The sequence below is a fragment of the Thermodesulfobacterium thermophilum DSM 1276 genome (genome assembly GCF_000421605.1).
In the GTDB taxonomy this organism is placed as follows: Bacteria; Desulfobacterota; Thermodesulfobacteria; order Thermodesulfobacteriales; family Thermodesulfobacteriaceae; genus Thermodesulfobacterium; species Thermodesulfobacterium thermophilum.
This window is the reverse complement of record NZ_ATXI01000001.1, coordinates 70,709-90,312: the sequence shown is the minus strand read 5'-3', so window position 1 is coordinate 90,312 and position 19,604 is coordinate 70,709. Positions and strand designations below refer to the sequence as shown.

General features: G+C 36.9%; 19 protein-coding genes. 17 read left to right on the top strand and 2 right to left on the bottom strand.

Going from position 1 to position 19,604, the window contains the following annotated elements; all coding sequences use genetic code 11:
- Positions 1–3: 3 nt before the first annotated feature.
- Entirely contained in the window at positions 4–945 is a 942-nt protein-coding gene (gene flgL / locus H529_RS11075) for a flagellar hook-associated protein FlgL (RefSeq protein WP_022854619.1), read from the top strand.
- On the opposite strand, the gene H529_RS0100490 is transcribed toward flgL, so the two are convergent.
- Both H529_RS0100490 and H529_RS0100485 read right to left on the bottom strand, forming a co-directional pair.
- The gene (locus H529_RS0100490) at positions 942–2,192 is read right to left on the bottom strand and encodes a PD40 domain-containing protein (protein ID WP_022854618.1); all 1,251 of its coding nucleotides are present in this window, start codon (positions 2,190–2,192) and stop codon (positions 942–944) included. The genes flgL and H529_RS0100490 overlap by 4 nt on opposite strands.
- Positions 2,182–3,984 carry a triose-phosphate isomerase gene (locus H529_RS0100485; RefSeq protein WP_022854617.1) on the bottom strand — a complete coding sequence of 601 codons (1,803 nt, stop codon included), beginning with the start codon at positions 3,982–3,984 and terminating at the stop codon, positions 2,182–2,184. The genes H529_RS0100490 and H529_RS0100485 overlap by 11 nt, the downstream gene beginning before the upstream one ends.
- Before the next feature lie 255 nt (positions 3,985–4,239).
- Between H529_RS0100485 and H529_RS0100475 the strand changes: the two genes are divergently transcribed.
- The 16 genes from H529_RS0100475 (at position 4,240) to atpG (ending at position 19,604) form a co-directional block, all read left to right on the top strand.
- Positions 4,240–5,475 carry an aminotransferase class I/II-fold pyridoxal phosphate-dependent enzyme gene (locus H529_RS0100475; protein ID WP_022854615.1) on the top strand — a complete coding sequence of 412 codons (1,236 nt, stop codon included), beginning with the start codon at positions 4,240–4,242 and terminating at the stop codon, positions 5,473–5,475.
- A gap of 2 nt (positions 5,476–5,477) precedes the next feature.
- Complete coding sequence (gene selA / locus H529_RS0100470) at positions 5,478–6,860, top strand: L-seryl-tRNA(Sec) selenium transferase (RefSeq protein ID WP_022854614.1); 1,383 nt, start codon at positions 5,478–5,480, stop codon at positions 6,858–6,860.
- On the top strand, positions 6,838–8,346 hold the full coding sequence (locus tag H529_RS0100465) for a tetratricopeptide repeat protein (RefSeq protein ID WP_022854613.1): 1,509 nt from the start codon (positions 6,838–6,840) through the stop codon (positions 8,344–8,346). Before selA ends, H529_RS0100465 begins: the two co-directional genes overlap by 23 nt.
- Positions 8,343–9,104, top strand: coding sequence for an MBL fold metallo-hydrolase (locus H529_RS0100460; protein WP_022854612.1), 762 nt, complete (start codon positions 8,343–8,345; stop codon positions 9,102–9,104). The genes H529_RS0100465 and H529_RS0100460 overlap by 4 nt, the downstream gene beginning before the upstream one ends.
- Entirely contained in the window at positions 9,101–9,487 is a 387-nt protein-coding gene (locus H529_RS0100455) for a DUF2703 domain-containing protein (protein ID WP_022854611.1), read from the top strand. The genes H529_RS0100460 and H529_RS0100455 overlap by 4 nt, the downstream gene beginning before the upstream one ends.
- Position 9,488: 1 nt before the next feature.
- Complete coding sequence (locus H529_RS0100450; RefSeq protein ID WP_022854610.1) at positions 9,489–9,707, top strand: hypothetical protein; 219 nt, start codon at positions 9,489–9,491, stop codon at positions 9,705–9,707.
- A 12-nt stretch (positions 9,708–9,719) separates the two neighbouring features.
- Positions 9,720–11,111, top strand: a complete 1,392-nt coding sequence (thrC, locus tag H529_RS0100445) for a threonine synthase (protein ID WP_022854609.1) — start codon at positions 9,720–9,722, stop codon at positions 11,109–11,111.
- Between the two features lie 12 nt (positions 11,112–11,123).
- A complete protein-coding gene (gene mreC / locus H529_RS11070) occupies positions 11,124–11,948 on the top strand; it encodes a rod shape-determining protein MreC (RefSeq protein WP_022854608.1) in 825 nt (274 codons plus the stop codon).
- A gap of 8 nt (positions 11,949–11,956) precedes the next feature.
- Positions 11,957–12,457, top strand: a complete 501-nt coding sequence (locus tag H529_RS0100435) for a hypothetical protein (RefSeq protein ID WP_022854607.1) — start codon at positions 11,957–11,959, stop codon at positions 12,455–12,457.
- A 7-nt stretch (positions 12,458–12,464) separates the two neighbouring features.
- Positions 12,465–14,396 carry a penicillin-binding protein 2 gene (gene mrdA / locus H529_RS09545; protein ID WP_022854606.1) on the top strand — a complete coding sequence of 644 codons (1,932 nt, stop codon included), beginning with the start codon at positions 12,465–12,467 and terminating at the stop codon, positions 14,394–14,396.
- The gene (locus H529_RS0100425) at positions 14,377–15,468 is read left to right on the top strand and encodes an FtsW/RodA/SpoVE family cell cycle protein (RefSeq protein WP_022854605.1); all 1,092 of its coding nucleotides are present in this window, start codon (positions 14,377–14,379) and stop codon (positions 15,466–15,468) included. The genes mrdA and H529_RS0100425 overlap by 20 nt, the downstream gene beginning before the upstream one ends.
- Positions 15,469–15,570: 102 nt before the next feature.
- On the top strand, positions 15,571–15,996 hold the full coding sequence (locus H529_RS0100420) for an ATP synthase F0 subunit B (RefSeq protein WP_022854604.1): 426 nt from the start codon (positions 15,571–15,573) through the stop codon (positions 15,994–15,996).
- Positions 15,993–16,589, top strand: a complete 597-nt coding sequence (atpF, locus tag H529_RS0100415; RefSeq protein ID WP_022854603.1) for a F0F1 ATP synthase subunit B — start codon at positions 15,993–15,995, stop codon at positions 16,587–16,589. Before H529_RS0100420 ends, atpF begins: the two co-directional genes overlap by 4 nt.
- Positions 16,586–17,134, top strand: coding sequence for an ATP synthase F1 subunit delta (gene atpH, locus H529_RS0100410; protein ID WP_022854602.1), 549 nt, complete (start codon positions 16,586–16,588; stop codon positions 17,132–17,134). The genes atpF and atpH overlap by 4 nt, the downstream gene beginning before the upstream one ends.
- The gene (atpA, locus tag H529_RS0100405) at positions 17,134–18,678 is read left to right on the top strand and encodes a F0F1 ATP synthase subunit alpha (RefSeq protein ID WP_022854601.1); all 1,545 of its coding nucleotides are present in this window, start codon (positions 17,134–17,136) and stop codon (positions 18,676–18,678) included. Before atpH ends, atpA begins: the two co-directional genes overlap by 1 nt.
- A 44-nt stretch (positions 18,679–18,722) precedes the next feature.
- Entirely contained in the window at positions 18,723–19,604 is an 882-nt protein-coding gene (gene atpG, locus H529_RS0100400) for an ATP synthase F1 subunit gamma (protein WP_022854600.1), read from the top strand.

Here is a 19,604-nt window from a genome sequence, read left to right as displayed (position 1 = left end):
ACCATGAGAATAGGGTTTAACACCAAATATAATAGTGTACTTACAGACCTAAACCGACTTTCCTCTGACTTAAACTTAACCCAACTTAAGATCTCTTCAGGTAAAAATTTTATCAGACCTTCAGATAATCCCTCAGACGTGGTCATTTCTCTTAATTATAAGCAAGGGATTAATAAGATCGAGAAGTACCAAAAGGCTATCGATGACGGACTGGCCTTTTTAAAAGCTCAGGAGTCAACCTTAGGGAATGTAGAAGACTTGGTAGCAAGGGCAAAGGTGCTTGCTATCCAAGCCGCAAACGCCACCCAAGATATCAACGCAAGGAAAGCTACCGCAGAGGAAATAGATAAGATCCTACATTCGGTTTTATCTTTAGCTAACTCTCAGTTAGGAGAGAAATACCTATTTGCAGGGCAAAAAACTAGTGGTTTTGCCCCAGGTACTTTTCCTTTTGAACTAACCAAAGAAACTCTTCCCAATGGTCAGATAATCGAGAAAGTAGTTTATAACGGTTCAGTAGAAGATTTTTCCATAAGCTATGATAAAGGTATGCAGATAAAATTAGGAGAAAACGGACAAAAAGTTTTTATGGATTCAGGGATTTTTGAAACCCTTATAGGGTTAAAAAGACTACTTTTAGCCGATAACCAGATAGACTATCAGCAGGAAACATATAACATTCAACAATTTATAGGGAAACTTGATGAGGTCTACAACCATATAGCAGAAAAAAGAAGTTTGATAGGGGCTCAAATATCTCATCTTGAGACTAAAAAAGAACTTTATACAGATTTTAAACAGACTTTGGAGAATAATCTTGGGTCTCTTGAAAGTGCAGATTTAGCAGAGCTTGCTACCAAGATGCAAATGCTTTCTATAGCTTATGATGCAGCCCTTAAAGCTACAGCCATGGTAAGTGGAATGAGTTTAGTAAAATATGTCTAAAGTTTACTCCAGGTAGGAAAGAGAAAGTTTTTCCCTGAGATGTAGACCTGATATAGATGAGAGGGCAGGTGGATAAGGTATATACCATGCCCTTGAGGACCTTCTCCAGAGGCAAGAAGATAGTCTCCTGTAGGTGAGAAGGCTGGGTCTTCTAAACGGCCTTTGAAGGCAAACTTTTCTTCCTTTCCGGTGGCGAGGTCTTGTAAGACTAAATAGGTTAGGCCTCCTCCTCTTGATAAATAAAGGACTTTATCTCCTTTTGGTGAGAACCTGGGAGACGTATTGTAAGCCCTTAGTTTGGAAATTTTTTTTGTCTGTTTGGTTTCTAAGTCAAAAAGATTGATAGAAGGTTTCCCTGTCCTTTTATCATGTACATAAAGAAGTTTTTTTCCATCCTGTGATAAGTCTCCTACCTGATAAACCCCTTCTCCTCCTAAGATAGGTTCAAGGGTTTGATTTTCTAAGCTAAATCTATAAATTACTATTTCTGCTTGATCTTCTATGGTTAAAAAAAGACTCTTTTCATCAGGACTCCATACAGGGGTAGAACTTATACCTTTTATGTTAAAGGCCTTTTTTTCTCCGGTTTTAAGGTTTAAAATTTCTAAGGAGTAAAGATGTTTTTCATATACTAAATAAGCTAACTTTTGACCAGAAGGAGAAAACTTAGGGAAGAGAATAAGAGGGGCTGATCTCAATTCCTTAGGGTTTTCTTTAGAGAAGTCTGCAAGGTATAGACGGTCTTTTCCTAAAACTCTTTTTACAAAAGCTACTTTAGAGTAGGCTATTCCTTTATGGTGAGAGAGGTCTTCGATTATTTTGTTTGTAAGGATATATATAAGTCTTTCTGGTTGAGAGGGAGAACTTTTTAGGTGGTATTCGCCTATGATTTTTTTTTCAAGAAGGTCTTCAAGTTGCCCTTTAAAGGTGATCTCCGATGAGGTTAGGCTAAAACTTCCGGTTAGGTAATATTCTTTAGAGATAGGCTGAGAAAAAGGAGGGTTAGGGGTTGCTAAGACAAAAAGATGTAGGTTTATCATCCTTCTTAAAAGGGAGGTTAATTTGGCAGAAACCGAAGGGTCTCCCTTAAAATCAGGAACCCTGACTAAAATTTTCCCAAAGGTTTGACTTTCAACAGTAATGAGAGGAAGACCTTCAGAGGGTTCAGTAGCTTTAGCAGGTAAAGCTCCTGCTAAAGCTAAGAGAATAGATATAGATAAGAATATCCAGATACCCTTAAACTTCATAGGAACCGTTTTCCATCTTCACCACATCTTCGAACTTTATATCCATCCCTAATATTCCTATTATTTCTTCGTATTTATTTCTTATAGGAATAGAAAGAGTGATACAAAGATTACCTGTAATTCTAGAAGTATAAAACTTAGAAGTATAGGTTTTACCTGTCTTCATCGGCACCTTAAACCACTCTCTGTTTTCAAAAGTTTCTGTTTTAAGAAGTTCTTCGAACTTGTGGAGGTATTCGATATCGTTGGTCAACCCCACCACGGGTTTCCCCTCTGCGTCAACTATGTAAATAAATTGAACGTATGGATGTTCTTCCAAAAATTTTTTGAGCACAGGCCTTATTTTGGTTGCTTTAAGGGTAGACATTTCTTTTTCTTGAGAGAGGTCTTCGATGTAATGAGACATAAGTTTTATGACATAGTCCCTTAGATGATCAAGCTCAGATACAAAGAGTTCAGGGAGATATTTTTTGGTGTAAGTCAACATTTCCTCGTTAGAAATAGGGGTAACTCTTCCTTTTTCATATTCTTCGATGATTTTTTTGTAGATTTTAGCCACCCCTGGATGTCTTTTATCAATCTGTTTTTCTCCTTTAAGCCCAAAGTGCATGTTAATCCAATAGGCAATTCCAGCGGTTCCACTTTTATCAGTGATGATGATCTGTATAGGTCTTTTTAATACACGGAGGGTATCAAAAGAATTGTAAATTTCTTCATTTTTTATCAAACCATCTATGTGGATTCCTGCTTTGGTAGCGTTAAATTCTTCTCCCACCAAAGGCTGTCTGGGAGGTATTTTTTCATGAAGTTCGGTTTTATAGTAATTTACGATATCAGTTATGACAGAAACATCCATACCATCAGCTGTACCCTTTAAAGCAATATATTCAAACACCATCGCCTCAAGAGGGGTGTTACCTGTGCGTTCCCCTATACCAAGAAGGGAAGTGTTAACATAGGTGCATCCGTAAAGCCAGGCAACTGTTGCATTTATTACCCCTTTATAGAAGTCGTTATGGCCATGCCACTCAAGAAGTTCTTCAGGAACCCCAGCTTCTTCTATCAAAGCCCTGATAAGCTTAGGTACACTTACAGGAAGAGCTGCCTCAGAATAAGGCACACCCAATCCTAAGGTATCACAAAGTCTGATTTTAACGTCTATACCACTTTCTTCTCTAAGTTTCATAAGCTCTATGGCAAAGGGTATCACAAACCCATAAATATCAGCCCTGGTTATGTCTTCAAAATGACACCTTGGTCGAATTCCTAACGAAAGGGCTTCTTTTACGATAGCTAAATAATCATCTAAAGCCTGTTTTCTTGTTTTTTTGAGTTTTAAAAAGATATGATAGTCAGAACAGGAGGTAAGGATACCTGTTTCTTTAAGTCCAGCCTCTTTTACTAATTTTAGGTCGTTTTTGTTAGCCCTTATCCAGCCTGTAATTTCAGGATATTGATACCCTAAGGCTAAACATCTTTCTAAAGCCTCTCGATCTTTTGCGGTATAAAGAAAAAATTCAGTTTTCCTTATTATCCCTTTAGGCCCACTAAGTTTGTGTAAAAACTTATAAAGAGTTTCAATTTGGTCTGGAGTGTAAGGAACTCTGGCTTGTTGCCCATCTCTAAAGGTGGTGTCTGTGATGTAAAAATTTTTAGCAGGTTGAGGGGGTATGTATTTTCCGTCAAAGAAAATTCTTGGTGGTTCTATGTAAGGAAAAAATTCTTTAAAAAGATTAGGTGTCTCTACATCTTTTAAAGTATAGATATCTTTGCGAGGTTTTAATTTTAGCATGGTTCTTTCCCTTTTTATACCAAGAGGTAAGAGTTTACCTCTTGGACTGGGGGTATTTGTATCCCGCCTTTTATTCAGGTAAGGGTTTTCCCCCAGCAGGCGGCATTTACCCTTACCTAAAAGATAACATATAGTAAATTTAAAAGGAATTAGCTAAAAATCAAGTTCTATGTTATCATTCATTAAAAAATTTAGACTATTTAGCTTAAAAAAGGGTTGACAAAACAATTTTTAGTAGGATTATTAATTTTCGATATGTATTTAAACGCAGAGAAGATGGTGAAAAAATTGAGCAAAGAGTTTAAGATCATCCCTGCGGAAAGGACTTTTGGGGTAGAATATGCGATAAGAGACATCATTGAAGCTTCTCAGGAGGCGAAAAAAGCAGGGAAAGACCTTATCTGCCTTAACATAGGAGACCCGGTTAAATATGGTTTTAAAACACCAGAACATATCGTTAAAGCCGCTTGCGAAGCCCTTTTAAACAACCTTAACTCTTATTCAGAATCTACCGGCATATCTGAAGCTATAGAAGCTATAAAAAGTTATGCCCTTAAAAAAGGGATTAAACCTGTTGATATTTATATTACTCAGGGGGCATCTGAGGCCATAGAGTTTGCCATTTCTGCCTTGGCAAACCCTGGGGACAACATTCTTCTCCCTTCTCCTTGTTATCCTCTCTATCAGGCTATAGTTGCCAAATTTCAGATTGAGCCAAGATTTTATTATCTTGAAGAAGAAAAAGATTGGGAAATAGACGTAAACTCGATAGAATCTCTGATAGATAAAAGAACCAAGGCCATAGTAATCATCAACCCTAACAACCCCACCGGAGCTGTTTATTCTAAGGAAACTTTGGAAAGAATTTTAGAAATAGCAGAAAAATATCAGCTCGTAGTGCTTTCTGACGAGATTTATGATCAATTTATTTTGGAAGAAGGAATTGAGCATGTTTCTATCGCTTCCTTAACCGATAAAGTTCCTGTCTTAACCTTTAACGGTCTTTCTAAAAATTATTTTGCTCCTGGTTTTAGGATAGGTTGGGGGATAGTTTCTGGTCCAGAGGAAATGCTTAAAGATTATATAGATGCTATCCATAAACTTGCTCGCACCAGACTTTGTGCTTCTCATCCTCTTCAGTTTGCCATTCCTGCTGCCCTTAATCACGAGAATGTTTACATAAAGCAAGTGATACCTCAGCTTAAAAAGAGAAGAGATCTCTTGATAGATGGAATAAACAACATCCCTCGACTTTCTTGCGTAAAACCTAAGGGTGCTTTTTATGCCTTCCCTAAGTTTGAAATTCCAGGAATCGAAGATTTGGATTTTGTGAAAAGGTTGATTTTAGAGGAAGGTGTAGTAGTAGTTCATGGCAGTGGGTTTGGTCAAAAACCTAACACTAAACATTTTCGCATCATCTTTCTTCCTGAAGAAGCAGTAATTTTAAAGGCATTAGAACGGATAGAAAGGTTTGTAAAGAAGTTTTTTTAGACATGAGGATTCCTTCTGTCAACGAAGTTAAAGAACGTTTATCTCTTCTTTATCCTAACTATCCATTAAGTTATTTTACTGAGCCTGCTCGAAAGGTTACTGCTCTTATAAGGGAAAAATGGCAAAAAGGGGAACTAAAAGACCTTACTGAAGAAAGGTTGATAGACTTAGCCAAGCAGGTTTTTGAAGCTTATGAAAGACCTTCTTTGCAAAGGGTGATAAACGCTACCGGGGTAGTCATACATACCAACTTAGGACGAGCGCCTTTAGCCGAAAAGGCTATTCAAGAGATAGTAAAGGTTGCAAGATTTTATAGTAACTTAGAGTTTAATTTAGAAGAAGGTAAACGAGGCAGCAGGTATAGCCATGTAGAAGAACTTCTTAAAGAGATTACAGGAGCTGAAGGTGCACTGGTAGTAAACAATAACGCTTCTGCCGTCTTAATTGCTCTTAATACGTTAGCTTTTGGAAAAGAGGTTATCGTTTCGAGAGGAGAGCTGGTAGAGATCGGTGGATCTTTTAGAGTGCCTGACGTGATGAAGTGGTCTGGTTGTATCTTGCGAGAAGTAGGAACTACCAATAAGACCCATCTTTATGACTATGAGAGGGCGATAAACGAAAACACCGGATTACTACTTAAGGTTCACAAAAGTAATTTTGCCATCGTAGGGTTTACCAAAGAGGTCAGTTCAGAAGAGTTGGTGGCTTTAGGCAAGAAATATAATCTTCCGGTGATGGAAGATTTAGGGAGCGGATGTTTGATTGACCTTTCTAAATACGGCTATTCTAAAGAGCCTACGGTTCAAGATGTATTAGCTGCAGGGGTCGATGTGGTTACTTTCTCAGGAGATAAACTTTTAGGTGGCCCGCAAGCCGGTATCATTCTTGGAAAAAAAGAGTTTATAGAAAAAATAAGAAAAAATCCTTTAAACCGTGCTCTAAGGATAGATAAACTTACTTTAGCAGGTTTAGAAGCAACTCTAAGACTTTACCGTGATGAAACCTTAGCCATAGAGCATATACCTACGTTAAAGATGATCCTCACCCCTAAAGAAAAACTAAAAAAATCGTGTTTAAAGCTTGTTAGACAGTTAAAAAAGATTAATTTACAAGGTTTTACTTTTAAAGTGATCGAAAGTTCAGGAAAAACAGGAGGAGGGTCTTTGCCTTTGTTAGACCTTCCTTCTTTTGTAGTAGGTGTTTATTCAGAGAAGTTTTCTCCTCAAAGGTTGCAAGAGTTGTTAAGAAAAAATAACCCTCCCATCATTACGAGGATAGAAGAAGATTTTTTGGTGATAGATCCAAGATGTCTTTTTCCAGAAGACTATCCTGAAATTTTAAGAGCTTTTCAGAGGTTTAAAAATGAGTTTGAGGTTTCCTCCTAACTGGTCCTGGTTTTTACCTTATTTGCAAGAAAAATTTTCAGGTAAAAACCTACATTCAGGAGATTTTTTTAGGTACTCAACTCCAGAGCTTTTTTTACACTATCCTAAAGAAAAACTTTTGCCACTTTTACTGATAGAAAGATATCTGTGGGAAAATGTTGACAGAAGTTTTTTTAAAAGTGAGATGTTAAGTTTAGTGCTTGAAAAAGAAAAGGTAAAAGGATATCTTTTTAGATGTCCTGAGACTTTTTTAGAAAACCTGGAAGGATTTTCCTTTATAAGGATAGAAAAAAATCTGTTTTTTTATCCTATTGCTTGGGGAGGTTTGACTAAGCTTCTTTTTTCTCTTTGGAAAAAAGAAGTCCCTTTTATAGCGGTTGAGGTGGAACTGGAAACCTTAGAGGATTGTAAACAGTTTTTAGAGATACCTCAACGGTTAGACTTTAGTAGATTTAGCTTGTCAATCAAAGAACACCTACAGAATTATCTCCCTTTTGAGAATTTAAGGTTGGTTAACACTATAGAAGAAAGGTTTTTAACTGAAGGAGACTTTATCTTCTTAGCAGACAAAAAAGAGTCTATTTTAGAACTGCAGTTTAACGATGTAGAGATATTAGAAAGATTAGAAAATCAAGAAAGATTGTTGCTGGTAGGAAAAGGAACCCTTAGTTCCTTATTGGGTAATACACAGGGTTTGTTTAAGAATATAGGGGTACTTACCAAAGAAGTCTGGGATCTCTATAGAGTTAAAGAAGCCTCGCCTTTGATGTATGCTATTTCTGCTCTGGAGCATGCAAGAAGGTTGAAAGGGGAAAACAAGGTAATTTTTGAGGGTTTTAGTTATCATGTGTTAGGAGACATTTATTATGAATGGGAGGATTTAGGTAAAGCCTTGAAATACTATAACTTAGCCGAAAACTATACTAAACAACCGATAGAACTTGCTTTAAGTAAGGGGGCTATCTACTATCTTTTAGGAGATTTTGATAGAGCAGAAAAGATATTAAAATCTCGTCTTTGTGGATGTGAAAAAGAAGACCCTGCCATTCATTATAACTTAGGCTTGATCTATTATCAAAAAGGAGATTATGAAAAAGGAAGGTATCACTTTTACAAGGCTCATCTTTTGGAACCAGAAAATCATATTTTTAGAGAGGCTTTGGTAAAGTTTTTATGGGATATAGGTGCTTATCAAGAGTTAGAAGAGGTTCTTTCAAACACAAACAACTTAACTCTTAAAGAAGAGTTGTATTTAGGAAAGCTCTTTTTTCAACAAAAGAGGTATGAACAAGCCTTTGATTTGTTAAAAAAGACTTTAAACCTTCCAGAAAGAGACGGAGAAACTTTAAGTTTCTTAGCCTGGCTTTATGTTCATTTTAACAAAGAAAAAGAGGTTTCTGAGCTACTTAAACAAGAGGCCACAAAGTTACTCACCGAAAAGGAGAAAAAAAGATTAGTCGAAGAGTTTGGAATTAGTTTTACATGAAAATAACTATTTTAGGCTCTGGGACTGGATGGATAAGACTTGACCGAAACTCTCCAGGTTATCTGGTAGAAAAAGATGGGTTTTTATTGGTTCTTGACCTTGGTTATGGTGTATTAAAACAGATTTTAAAGCTTGGTTATGGGTTAGAAGACCTTTCAGCTATTTTTATTTCTCATTTTCATCCAGACCATATTTCTGACCTTATCCCGTTCTTTTTTGCCAGCCGCTACAAGCTTGGTTATCAGAGGGTTCAACCGGTATATGTCTATGCACCAAAGGGGTTCTTAAATCTTCTTGAGAAATTAAATCAGGCCTTGAACCACTGGGTTGAACCTCCTGAGGAGGTTTTTAGGTTAATTGAACTTCCGTTAACAGAAGGGTATGAAGTTTTAATCGGACCTTTTAAAGCCAAAACCTCTCCGGTTAAACATAATCCTGAAAGTTTAGCCATTAGGTTAGAATCTCAGGGGAAAAGTCTGGTGTATTCTGGAGATACCGGTTTTTGCGAATCTCTTATAAAGCTTGCTAAAAAAGCAGATATACTTATCTTAGAATGTGCTAATTCAGAAGAATTTAAGGTAGAGGGACATCTTTCTCCTACAGAGGCAGGGATGATTGCAGAGGAAAGCAGGGTTGGTAAACTTATCCTTTCTCATTTTTATCCTCATAGTGAAAAAAAAGAAATACCAGATATAATAAAAAAACATTTTTCAGGTGAGGTTGTTTTAGCCGAAGATTTTATGGTTTTAACCTTATGAAATCCCTTAAAATAATTTGGCAAAAAGGAAAAGAAGAAAATCCCTTTGCTGAAAGGATGAACCTAACCTATCTAAACCTGGAAAAAGCACTTATGACGTTAACTCCTATTTTACTTGAGATGGGGGTTAAGGTTGAGTTTGAAAAGGTAGATGTAGAAGGAAGACCTAAAGAACTTAAGGATTGGGAAAGAAGGATTTTGATAGAGGATAAGTTTGTCGAAGACCTTTTAGACATAGAAACGAGACAAAGTTTTTGTTTAGGACTGTGTGGGAAGGTGTGTGATGTGTTGTGTAAAGATAAGATAGAAGAAATTCCTGAGCATCTTATCATTACAGCGGTCTTTAACGTGGTAAGAGAAAAGTTAGACAAAAGGGAGGTTTAAAATGGAGGGTTTAGACCCTAAGATTTTAAATAAATTGAAGCAAAAGGTCCAGAAAGAACTTGCTATTAAAGAAGTGGAGACGATAGAATACTGGCTTAACGAACTTTTAAAGGTTTATCAGAAAAATCATCAAAGTTTGGCTGATTTTAAGGCTGAAATCAGACAGTTCATAGATAGGATGAAAAACCGGTTAGAGGTGTTAAAAACTAAAGGATATTAGAGGGAGTAGAAGATGAAATATATAAGCACAAGAGGTGAAATGGAAAGGCTTTCTTTTAAGCAGACGGTGTTTGAGGGATTGGCTCCTGATGGTGGTTTGATCATACCAGAGAAGGTCCCTATACTTTCTCTTGAGGAGATAAAACGTTTAAGTTCTCTTTCTTATCAAGAACTTGCTTTAAACGTGTTTAGGTACTTTATAGACGATATACCAGAAGAAGAACTAAAGGAAATCATCGATAGATCTTATCAAACTTTCAGGAATAAAGAGGTCACTCCGGTAGTAAAAGCAGGAGACTTTTATATCTTAGAACTTTTCCATGGACCTACCTGGGCCTTTAAAGATGTAGCCCTCCAGTTTTTAGGGAATCTTTTTGAGAAGCTTTTGTTAGAAACAGGAAATAAGATAAATATTTTAGGTGCTACTTCAGGAGATACCGGGTCTGCAGCTATATACGGAGTAAGGGGTAAGAAAAACATCGCTATTTTTATCCTCTATCCTTATAAAAGAGTTTCTGAGGTGCAGGCTTTAATGATGAATACTGTGACTGATGAAAATGTTTTTAACTTGGCAATAGAAGGTACATTTGATGATTGTCAGGCAATAGTGAAAAAAATTTTTATGGACCTTGACTTTAAAAGAAAATACAGACTTACGGCGATAAACTCGATCAACTGGGCCAGGGTTATGGCTCAGATGGTTTACTACTTTTGGGCTTATTTTAGGGTTTGTGAAAAAGAAGGGGTAGAAAAGGTAATTTTCTCTGTACCTACAGGAAACTTTGGGGACATTTTTGCTGGTTATTTAGTAAGAAGAATGTTAGGTAAAGAAAGAATTCCTAAGCTAATCTTGGCTACCAATGAAAATGATATTTTATATAGGTTTGTGAATTTTGGGGATTATTCCTTAGGCACGGTAAAACCTACCATCAGCCCTTCTATGGATATCCAGGTAGCGAGTAATTTTGAACGCTACCTTTACTACCTTTTAGGAGAGGATCCTGAAAAAACTAAACAGGCTATGGAGAAGTTTGCTTCTGAAAGGGCTTTAAGGTTTGATCAAGAAATGATAGAAAAAATTCAGCAAGACTTTGTGTCAGAACGGGCTACAGAGGAGGAAACATTTAGTACGATTAAAACTTTTTATCAAGAAACCGGGTATATTTTAGACCCACATACTGCTGTGGGAGTGAAAGCAGCTAAACGTTTTAAAGAGGAAATACCTATAGTTTGCTTGGCTACCGCCCATCCTGCCAAATTTCCTGAAACAGTAAGCAAGGCCTTAGGTTTTGAGTTAGACCTTCCTCTTGAAATTAAAAAGCTTTATCAACTTCCTCAAAAATATGAGGTATTACCTGCTTCAATAAGTAAAGTAAAGGAATTTATTGAGACAAAGGCTGTTTAAAACCTATACACAATGAAGATAAATAAGCTTAAACTGTCTATTGTTTTAGGTTTGTTGAGTTTATTTCTTAGTTGGTATGCAGTAAAAAAGACATATTTTTTTAATGAGTTTTTAGGTTTTTTTCTTTCTCCTTTTTGGAAAGGTGCTACCTATTCTGGAGAAAAAAGCAGGGGTTTTTTAGAAAATTATCTATTTTTGGTAAACTTAAAAAAAGAAAATGAAAGACTTAAAGAAGAAATCTTACTTTTAAAAGCTCAATTGGCTCAGTATCAAGAAAGAGAAAGGGTTTACTTAGAGTTAGAAAAATTTTATAAAATTTCCTCTAAGCTTAACTATCCTAAAATAGCCGCACGGGTTATTTATAAACCTTTCGACTACTTTTCTGACCTTATTTTTATAGACAAAGGGAGTAAGGACGGGGTGATGCCTCAGATGCCTGTGTTGGCTATTGCAGGTGGTGAGGCAGTGGCTTTGATAGGGCAGGTGGTTGAGGTGTATAACCATTGGAGTAAGGTTATTTTGATAAACCATCCTTCTTTTGCCGCAGATGTTAAGGTTTTAAGGACTGGAGACCGCGGTATTTTAAGAGGAAGGGCAGAGTCTCACCCCTTTGTGTATTATCTGCCTTCAGATGCTCAGGTTAAATCAGGAGATGAGGTCCTTACCTCAGGACAGGACGGTCTTTTTCCTCCAGGTCTTTTGGTAGGGCAAATAGTTAATGTCTACCGAGATCCTGCTCAAAGTATTTTTAAAATGGCTGAAATAGCTTCTTTGGTAGACCTTTATCGTGTTGATATGGTTTTTGTACTGGCTAAAATTCCTGAGATAAGTTTTTAAAGTTTGAGATGAATCTTAAAGAATTTTTTTTTATAGGGATCCCTTTAGTTTTCTTGGTGCTTTTTTTAAAAGGGTTTTTGCAATCTTTTTTCTTAGCTCCTGTAGGTAATCCTTTTTTGAGCATAGCCTTAATTTTTTTAAGCTATAGAAACGTCAATGTTTGGTTATGGATTTATCTTTTAGTTTTAGGTTTTATAAGTGGGATAGAAACCAACCAAGAGATCTTTAACTTAGGATATTTTTTTCTTATGGGGGTAGTTTTTTATTGGTTTAAAGGATATTTAAACCTAAACAATATTAGAAATAAGCTGTTTTTTTGGGGTATTAACCTGTTAGTTTTTTTTATCATTAAGCTGTTTTTATTTCTTTTGACCGTGCCCTTTAGCTTTACTTTCAGTTTTTGGGCTCATCAGATTCAAGAGTTGTTTCATTTTTTTGTGGTTACCTTGGTATGGATTTTAGGGTTCGAATTTTTCCTTAAAGATCTGTTGATTAGGAAAGATGAGTAATAGATGGATGAAGAACAGAGCCTTTGTAATCCAAGACTTAAGTAAAGTTAAACAAAAAATTTTAAAATCTGAGTTCTGGGAAAAAAGGGTTTTTTGGGCCAAGATCTTGTTATTTTTTATTTTAGCAGTTCTTTGGGGTAGGTTTTTTTATTTACAGGTTATAAAACATTCATACTATGTTAAAAAAGCTAAATCTCGTTCGGTAGTAACCTATACCATTAAAGCCCCGCGAGGTAACATCATCACCGCAGATGGGGTAGTAGTAGCTACCAATCAAGCGGTTTTTAATCTATACATAGATGTTGAGGGAGTTAAAGATAAAGAGGATGAAGTGTTATATAAATTAAGTAAACTTTTAGAGGAAGATTTTGGAATTTTAAAAGAGCGATTTTACCTTTTAAAAAAAACTTCAATAAGCCGAGTGCTTTTAAAGTCTGATTTGCGATGGGATGAAGTGGCTAAAATTATGGTAAGGCTATATTATTTACCTGGGGTAAGTGTAGAAGTAGAGTCAGAGCGGTATTATCCCTATGGAGAAGCTTATTTTCATCTAATAGGTTATGTTTCTAAGATTAACCGCGAGGAATATCTTAAACTTAAAGATAAAGGATATTCTGTAGAGGATTTGATAGGAAAGCAGGGGTTAGAAAAGGTTTTTGAGGAGGAACTTAAGGGTAAAAATGGATATGTTGAAATCGAAAGAGATGCCTATGGTAGGTTAGGAAGGGTGATTGCCCGCACCGAACCTATAGCTGGAAACGACCTTATTTTAACCGTTGACCACAACCTTCAGCTTACAGCCTATGAATTACTTAAAGGTAGAGGAGGGGCCATCGTAGCTCTTTCTCCTTCTGACGGGGGTATCTTGGCGATGGTTAGTGCCCCCTCTGTGGATCCACAGAAGTTTATTATAGGATTTACTAAGGAAGAATGGCAAGCTATCTCATCTGCTAAAGAAAGCCCTTTTTTAAATAAAGCTCTAAGGGCTTATCCTCCAGGTTCAACCTATAAGGTTATCACTGCTTTAACTGCACTCAGAAAAGGGGTGATAACCAACCCCAGTCAATCTGTCTTTTGTCCAGGATATTTTAATTTTGGTACCAGGACTTTTAAGTGTTGGGAACACCGAGGGCATGGAACAGTAGGTTTGATAAAGGCTATAGCGGTTTCTTGTGATGTCTATTTCTATACCTTAGGGACTAAACTTGAGGTAGACGATATAGCGAGTGTGTCTAAAGAATTTGGTTTAGGGCAAAAAGCCTTAGGTTGGCCAGAGGAAGACGCTGGACTTGTACCTGATAGGGCCTGGAAAAGGAAAAGACTAAAACAAGATTGGTTTCCAGGAGAGACTGTAGTTCTTTCAATAGGACAGGGATACATTTTAACTTCTCCGTTACAATTAGCTAAGCTTTATATGGTCATAGCCAACGGTGGATATCTATACCGACCTTATATAGTAAAAACCATCCAAAAAGTGGATGGGACTAAAATAGAATTTCAACCAGTTTTGGAAAGAAAGATAGAAATAAACTCTCAACATTTAGAATGGATAAGACAAAGCCTAATAGAGGTGGTTCGGTCTGGGACTGCTAAGTCAGCTGCAGTTCCAGGTATAATAGTAGCTGGTAAAACTGGTACTGCTCAGGTTGTTTCTTTGTCTGCTAAGAAAAAACACCTTGAACATCACGCCTGGTTTGTAAGTTATGCAGGAAAGGAAACCCCAGAGATAGTTAGCACAATTTTTGTAGAACATGGAGGTAGTGGAGGAGGAGTTGCTGCACCTCTTGCAAGAGAACTTTACAAGGTATTTTTTAAAATCTCTGCACCTCCTAACCAAGCTTTAGAAGAAGAGAGAGAGGAGATACCAGAAGTTGGAGAAAATTTTACCGGAGAAATAGCTAATCCTTTAGAGGAAGAAAATGCAGGTGAAAGAAGATAATTATAAAGAGGCCATAAAAAGAAATTTAAAAGGTTTTTTAGTGGTTTTTGCTTTATTTGCTTTAGGTAACATACATCAATTTTTTATCGCTGAAAGTTTAAGTTTTTTTATAAAAAATTTATTGTGGCATGTTTTAGGTTTTTCTATTTTTTTCTTTTTGCTTTTCTTTACAGACTATAAGAAGGTGTCGTTTAGAGCACTCTGGTATGCCTATTGGATTTTAAATTTTGTGCTGTTTATCATGTTAATTTTCCATAAACGATGGTTAAACTTAGGATTTTTGTCTTTACAGCCCTCGGAGTTTGTTAAATTTATTTTGTTGTGGTTGATAAGCCTGTATTTGAGTAGAGAACCTTCTGAAGTAATCCCCCCCAAAAAATTGCTTAAAATATTTGGGTTGATTGCTTTGCCCCTTATTTTAATCATGCCGACTGATCTTGACTATGCGTTTATCATGGGAGTGATGTTTTTTTCTTGGTTGCTTTTTATTGGAGTACCTAAAAGAATTTTTATACTGCTTTTTAGTGGTGTTCTTTTATTTTCTTTTGTGTTTGTTCCTATAGCATGGCAAAAATTAAAGCCTCACCAAAAAGGAAGAATTTATGGATATCTTGAGCCTGAAAAGTATGCTAAGACCTGGGGATATCAGTTAAACCAGTCTTTAATAGCCATAGGTTCTGGTGGTCTGACAGGACAAAAATTTTATAAAGGTTGGTCTACCCGTTTAGGATATTTACCTACTAAGCATACCGACTTAGCCTTTGCTGTTTGGGCAGAAACTTGGGGTTTATTAGGGGTTTCAGTTTTTTTAGCGCTTTATGGTTATTTGATTTATTTCGGAATCTGTGTTTCTCAAACTACCAAAGACTGGTTTGGTAAATATTTAAGTTTAGGGGTAAGTTTAATCTTACTTTGGCAATTGTTTTTTAACTTAGGTGGTTGTTCAGGTTTGTTACCCATGACCAGTATTCCCTTACCTTTTTTAAGTTATGGCGGCTCTATCACGATTTTGGTCTATATTTTACTGTATTTGCTATTTAACGTGGCAATAAAAAAGTATTTCTTTAAATAATTTTATTTTTTATAACTTTCTAAAACTTGACTTTTTGAAAATTTATAATACAAATGTAGCTTTAAGATGATAAAAAAGTTTAGATAGAGGGGTGGACGAAAGATGATAAACGTTGATTTTACGCTTTTTGTGCAAATTGCTGAAGCTTTGATCATGACGTTTATTTTGTATCACATTTTGATCAAACCTGTGATGAAAGCCATGCAACAAAGAGAACAACATTTTGCAAGCTTGGAAAAAGAGACGCAAGAGCTTTTAAATTCAGCCTCAGACATAATCAAAAAATATGAAGAAGAACTTGCTAAAGCCAGGGCAGAGGGAGCTCAGAAAAGAGAACTTTTAAAAGAAGAAGCTCGTAAAATCGAAAAGGAGCTTCTTTCTAAGGTGTTGAAAGAAGTAGAAGAATATAAAGCTAGATGGTCTCAAGAATTTACCAATCAACTTGAGGCTATTAGAAAAGATTTGCAAGGCCGTATTGAGATGTTTGCAGGTTTGATTGTTGAAAGAGTTTTAGGGAGGAAGGTATGAGAAGCATGAAGGCGATGGTTGGGTTTTTGTTGGTTCTTTTATTGGTTGGAGCTGAGTTAGCTTGGGCGGCTGGTGGAGGAGAAGGTGGTTCTCATGGTGTAACTCCTACCCAGTTAAAAAATCTTTTTTGGTTTACCTTGAATTTTATAGCTTTGGTAGTCATTCTTTATAAGTTTGCTAGAAAGCCTGTAGTGAATATGTTTAAGTCTAGACAAGAGAATATATTGCGTCAGTATAACGAGCTTTTGGAAAAGAAAAGGGAAGCTGAGGCTAAATATTTAGAATTACAAGAAAAGGTTAAAAATCTTGAAAAAGAAGCGCAGGCTATCTATGAAAATTATGTAGCCCAGGGTCTTAAAGAAAAGGAAAGAATCATAGAGGAGGCCAATCTTCAGGCTGAAAGGATTAAACAGCAGACAGAGCTTTATATTCAACAAGAGATAGAAAAGGCTAAAAACATGTTAAGAGAAGAGGTAGCCGAGGCTGCTGTTAAGTTAGCTGAAGATCTTTTAAGAAAAAGCATAACCGAGGAAGACCAGAAAAAGATTTATAAAGAATTTATAAACGAAATCAGAGGGAGGGTGGTTCATTGAAAGGACTAGTCATAGCCTTAAAGTATGCTAAAGGTTTTTTTGCCGCAGCAAAAGAGTTAGGCAAAACCAAGGAGTTTGGCGAGCAACTTGGTAAGATTAAAGAGTTGCTCGACTCTATGCCTGAAGTTTTACAGGCTTTACAAAGCCCTATTTACCCCCCTGATTTAAAGATGGAGGTGGTAGAAGAGCTTTTAAAGGCCCTTCAGGTTGAGCCTGAGGTGGAAAGATTTTTGAGGTTGTTGGTTGAAAAAAGAAGGATACAGTTGATAAGAGAGATCTTTGCTCTTTATCAAGAGTTGTTAGATGAAGAACTTGGGATAGCCAGAGGGGAGGTTTATACTGCATATCCTTTAACTGAAGAAGAGGTTAAGGAGTTGCAGGAGGTTTTGAAAGGTTTCCTTAAAAAAGAAGTGGTTTTAGAGCCTAAGCTGGATGAAAGTATTATAGGTGGGGTAAAGGTAAAAGTAGGAGATTTAGTTTTAGATAGTACCATAAAAACTCAGTTGGAAAAATTTAAAGAAATCATAAAAGGAGAGGTGCTGTGATGCAGGGGATAAGGGTAGAGGAGATCAGCGATTTAATTAAAAAAAGGATTGAGGAGTATGAGAAAAAGATAGACTTAAACGAGATGGGTGTAGTTATCTCGGTGGGTGACGGTGTTGCCCGTGCCTTTGGTTTAAGAAATTGTCAGGCTATGGAGCTTATCGAGTTTGTAGAAGCAGGGGAAATGGGAATTGCGCTAAACTTAGAGTTTGACAACGTTGGTATCCCTATCATGGGTGATGCTACTAAGATTAAGGAAGGGCAGACTGTAAAAAGAACGGGAAGAATTGCAGAGGTTCCGGTTGGAGAGGCAGTTATCGGAAGGGTTATAGACCCCTTAGGAAGACCTCTTGATGGAAAGGGCCCTATTCAAGCTAAAGAGTTTAGAAGGATAGAGGTTAAAGCTCCTGGTATCATTAAGAGAAAACCAGTGCATGAACCCATGTATACCGGTATCAAAGCTATTGATGCTATGACCCCTGTTGGAAGGGGACAGAGAGAGCTTATCATCGGTGATAGACAAACAGGAAAAACGGCGATAGCTATAGACGCTATTTTAGCTCAAAAAAATTCAGATATTTATTGTATATATGTCGCTGTAGGACAGAAGAAATCCAACATAGCTCAGATTGTAGAAGTGTTACGTAGATATGGTGCTATGGAATACACCACCGTCGTCGTGGCTGCTGCTTCTGACCCAGCTACGTTGCAATATATTGCTCCTTATTCTGGATGTGCCATCGGTGAATACTTCAGAGATACAGGTAGACATGCTTTGATTATATATGATGACCTCTCCAAACAGGCTAACGCTTATCGTGAAGTGTCACTCCTTTTAAGAAGACCTCCTGGACGTGAGGCTTATCCTGGTGACATCTTTTATAACCACTCCAGGCTTTTAGAAAGAGCAGCTAAACTTCATGATAACTATGGTGCAGGTTCTTTAACAGCTTTACCTATTATCGAGACCTTGCAGGGAGACGTTTCTGCCTACATTCCTACCAACGTTATTTCTATTACTGACGGACAGATCTATTTGGAACCTGGTTTGTTCTTTGCTGGTATTCGTCCAGCCATCAACGTAGGTCTCTCGGTTTCTCGAGTAGGTGGTGCTGCTCAAATTAAGGCTATGAAACAGGTAGCAGGAAGGTTAAGGCTTGAGCTTGCCCAGTATAGAGAGTTGGCGGCTTTTGCTCAGTTTGGTTCAGAGCTTGATAAGGCTACCCAAAGGGTTCTTCACAGAGGTGCCCGTTTGGTAGAAATTCTTAAACAACCTCAGTATCAACCTCTTCCAGTAGAAAAAGAAGTATGTATTCTCTTTGCTGGAACGAGGGGATTTTTAGATGAAATGCCTTTAGAGGTTTTAGGACAGTATGAAAAAGAGCTTTATGAGTTTATCGAAAGCAAATATCCAGAAATTTATAAAGAAATAAGGGAGAAAAAAGAAATTTCTCCAGAGTTAGAACAAAAAATGAACCAAGCTTTTAAAGAGTTTAATGAGTTGTTTAAGAAAAACAACAACGTGGAGCCTGTGCCTATCCCATAAGAGTTGAGAGGTTTTTAGCTGGTTGATAGATAAAGGGGGTAAAAATGCCTAACTTAAGAGATATTAGAAAGAAGATAGATGCGGTAAAGAAGATAGGGCAGATCACCAAAGCTATGAACATGGTGGCTTCTGCCAAGCTTCGTTCTATCCAAAGAAGACTTGAAGGTTTTCGTCCTTATAAAAACAAGTTTGAAGAGGTAATAGGTAACCTTGTAAGCTCTGGTGGTATCAACCCCCAGAAGATAGAGTTACTTCAGGTAAGAGAGGTAAAAAAGGTTGGTATCATTTTAGTTTCTGCCGACAGAGGTCTTTGCGGTGCGTTTAACTCTATGTTGATAAAAGAAACAGAAAAGACGATAGCGAGATTAAAAAAAGAAGGTAAAGAAGTAGAGTTAATCTGTGTAGGTAAGAAGGGTGCAAACTATTTTGCTAAAAGGGCACCCATCAAAGAAGCTTATACGGATGTGATGGGTAAAGTGCTTATTCAAGATGCAAGAAAAATAGCTCGTTCGGCTATGAGAGCATTTTTAAATGGTGAATGGGATGAGGTTTATATCGTATATGGTTATTTTGTTAATTTAATCAAACAAATTCCTAAGGTAGAAAAGCTTTTACCTTTGAGTTTTGAACCAAAAGAAGGTGAAGAAAAGCCTAAGGTTAGCTACTCTTATATTTATGAACCAGAAGAGGAGGAGCTTTTGCCCGAGATTTTGCCTCTTTATGTAAACACGGTAGTTTTTGCGGCTATGCTTGAGACGGCAGTCAGTGAACAAGCAGCTCGTATGACAGCTATGGATAATGCTAACAGGGCTTGTGGAGATATGGTAAGGCAATTAACCTTGCTTTTTAACAAAACCAGGCAAGCTTCTATTACTAAAGAGTTGATGGACATAGTTGGTGGTGCTGAAGCTATCAAAAAAGGTTAA

What these genes read in the sequence shown, in the direction of transcription:
- flgL (WP_022854619.1), top strand. Translation starts at nt 4, where the DNA reads ATGAGAATAGGGTTTAACACCAAATATAATAGTGTACTTACAGACCTA.
- H529_RS0100490 (WP_022854618.1), bottom strand. Translation starts at nt 2,192, where the DNA reads ATGAAGTTTAAGGGTATCTGGATATTCTTATCTATATCTATTCTCTTA.
- H529_RS0100485 (WP_022854617.1), bottom strand. Translation starts at nt 3,984, where the DNA reads ATGCTAAAATTAAAACCTCGCAAAGATATCTATACTTTAAAAGATGTA.
- H529_RS0100475 (WP_022854615.1), top strand. Translation starts at nt 4,240, where the DNA reads ATGTATTTAAACGCAGAGAAGATGGTGAAAAAATTGAGCAAAGAGTTT.
- selA (WP_022854614.1), top strand. Translation starts at nt 5,478, where the DNA reads ATGAGGATTCCTTCTGTCAACGAAGTTAAAGAACGTTTATCTCTTCTT.
- H529_RS0100465 (WP_022854613.1), top strand. Translation starts at nt 6,838, where the DNA reads ATGAGTTTGAGGTTTCCTCCTAACTGGTCCTGGTTTTTACCTTATTTG.
- H529_RS0100460 (WP_022854612.1), top strand. Translation starts at nt 8,343, where the DNA reads ATGAAAATAACTATTTTAGGCTCTGGGACTGGATGGATAAGACTTGAC.
- H529_RS0100455 (WP_022854611.1), top strand. Translation starts at nt 9,101, where the DNA reads ATGAAATCCCTTAAAATAATTTGGCAAAAAGGAAAAGAAGAAAATCCC.
- H529_RS0100450 (WP_022854610.1), top strand. Translation starts at nt 9,489, where the DNA reads ATGGAGGGTTTAGACCCTAAGATTTTAAATAAATTGAAGCAAAAGGTC.
- thrC (WP_022854609.1), top strand. Translation starts at nt 9,720, where the DNA reads ATGAAATATATAAGCACAAGAGGTGAAATGGAAAGGCTTTCTTTTAAG.
- mreC (WP_022854608.1), top strand. Translation starts at nt 11,124, where the DNA reads ATGAAGATAAATAAGCTTAAACTGTCTATTGTTTTAGGTTTGTTGAGT.
- H529_RS0100435 (WP_022854607.1), top strand. Translation starts at nt 11,957, where the DNA reads ATGAATCTTAAAGAATTTTTTTTTATAGGGATCCCTTTAGTTTTCTTG.
- mrdA (WP_022854606.1), top strand. Translation starts at nt 12,465, where the DNA reads ATGAAGAACAGAGCCTTTGTAATCCAAGACTTAAGTAAAGTTAAACAA.
- H529_RS0100425 (WP_022854605.1), top strand. Translation starts at nt 14,377, where the DNA reads ATGCAGGTGAAAGAAGATAATTATAAAGAGGCCATAAAAAGAAATTTA.
- H529_RS0100420 (WP_022854604.1), top strand. Translation starts at nt 15,571, where the DNA reads ATGATAAACGTTGATTTTACGCTTTTTGTGCAAATTGCTGAAGCTTTG.
- atpF (WP_022854603.1), top strand. Translation starts at nt 15,993, where the DNA reads ATGAGAAGCATGAAGGCGATGGTTGGGTTTTTGTTGGTTCTTTTATTG.
- atpA (WP_022854601.1), top strand. Translation starts at nt 17,134, where the DNA reads ATGCAGGGGATAAGGGTAGAGGAGATCAGCGATTTAATTAAAAAAAGG.
- atpG (WP_022854600.1), top strand. Translation starts at nt 18,723, where the DNA reads ATGCCTAACTTAAGAGATATTAGAAAGAAGATAGATGCGGTAAAGAAG.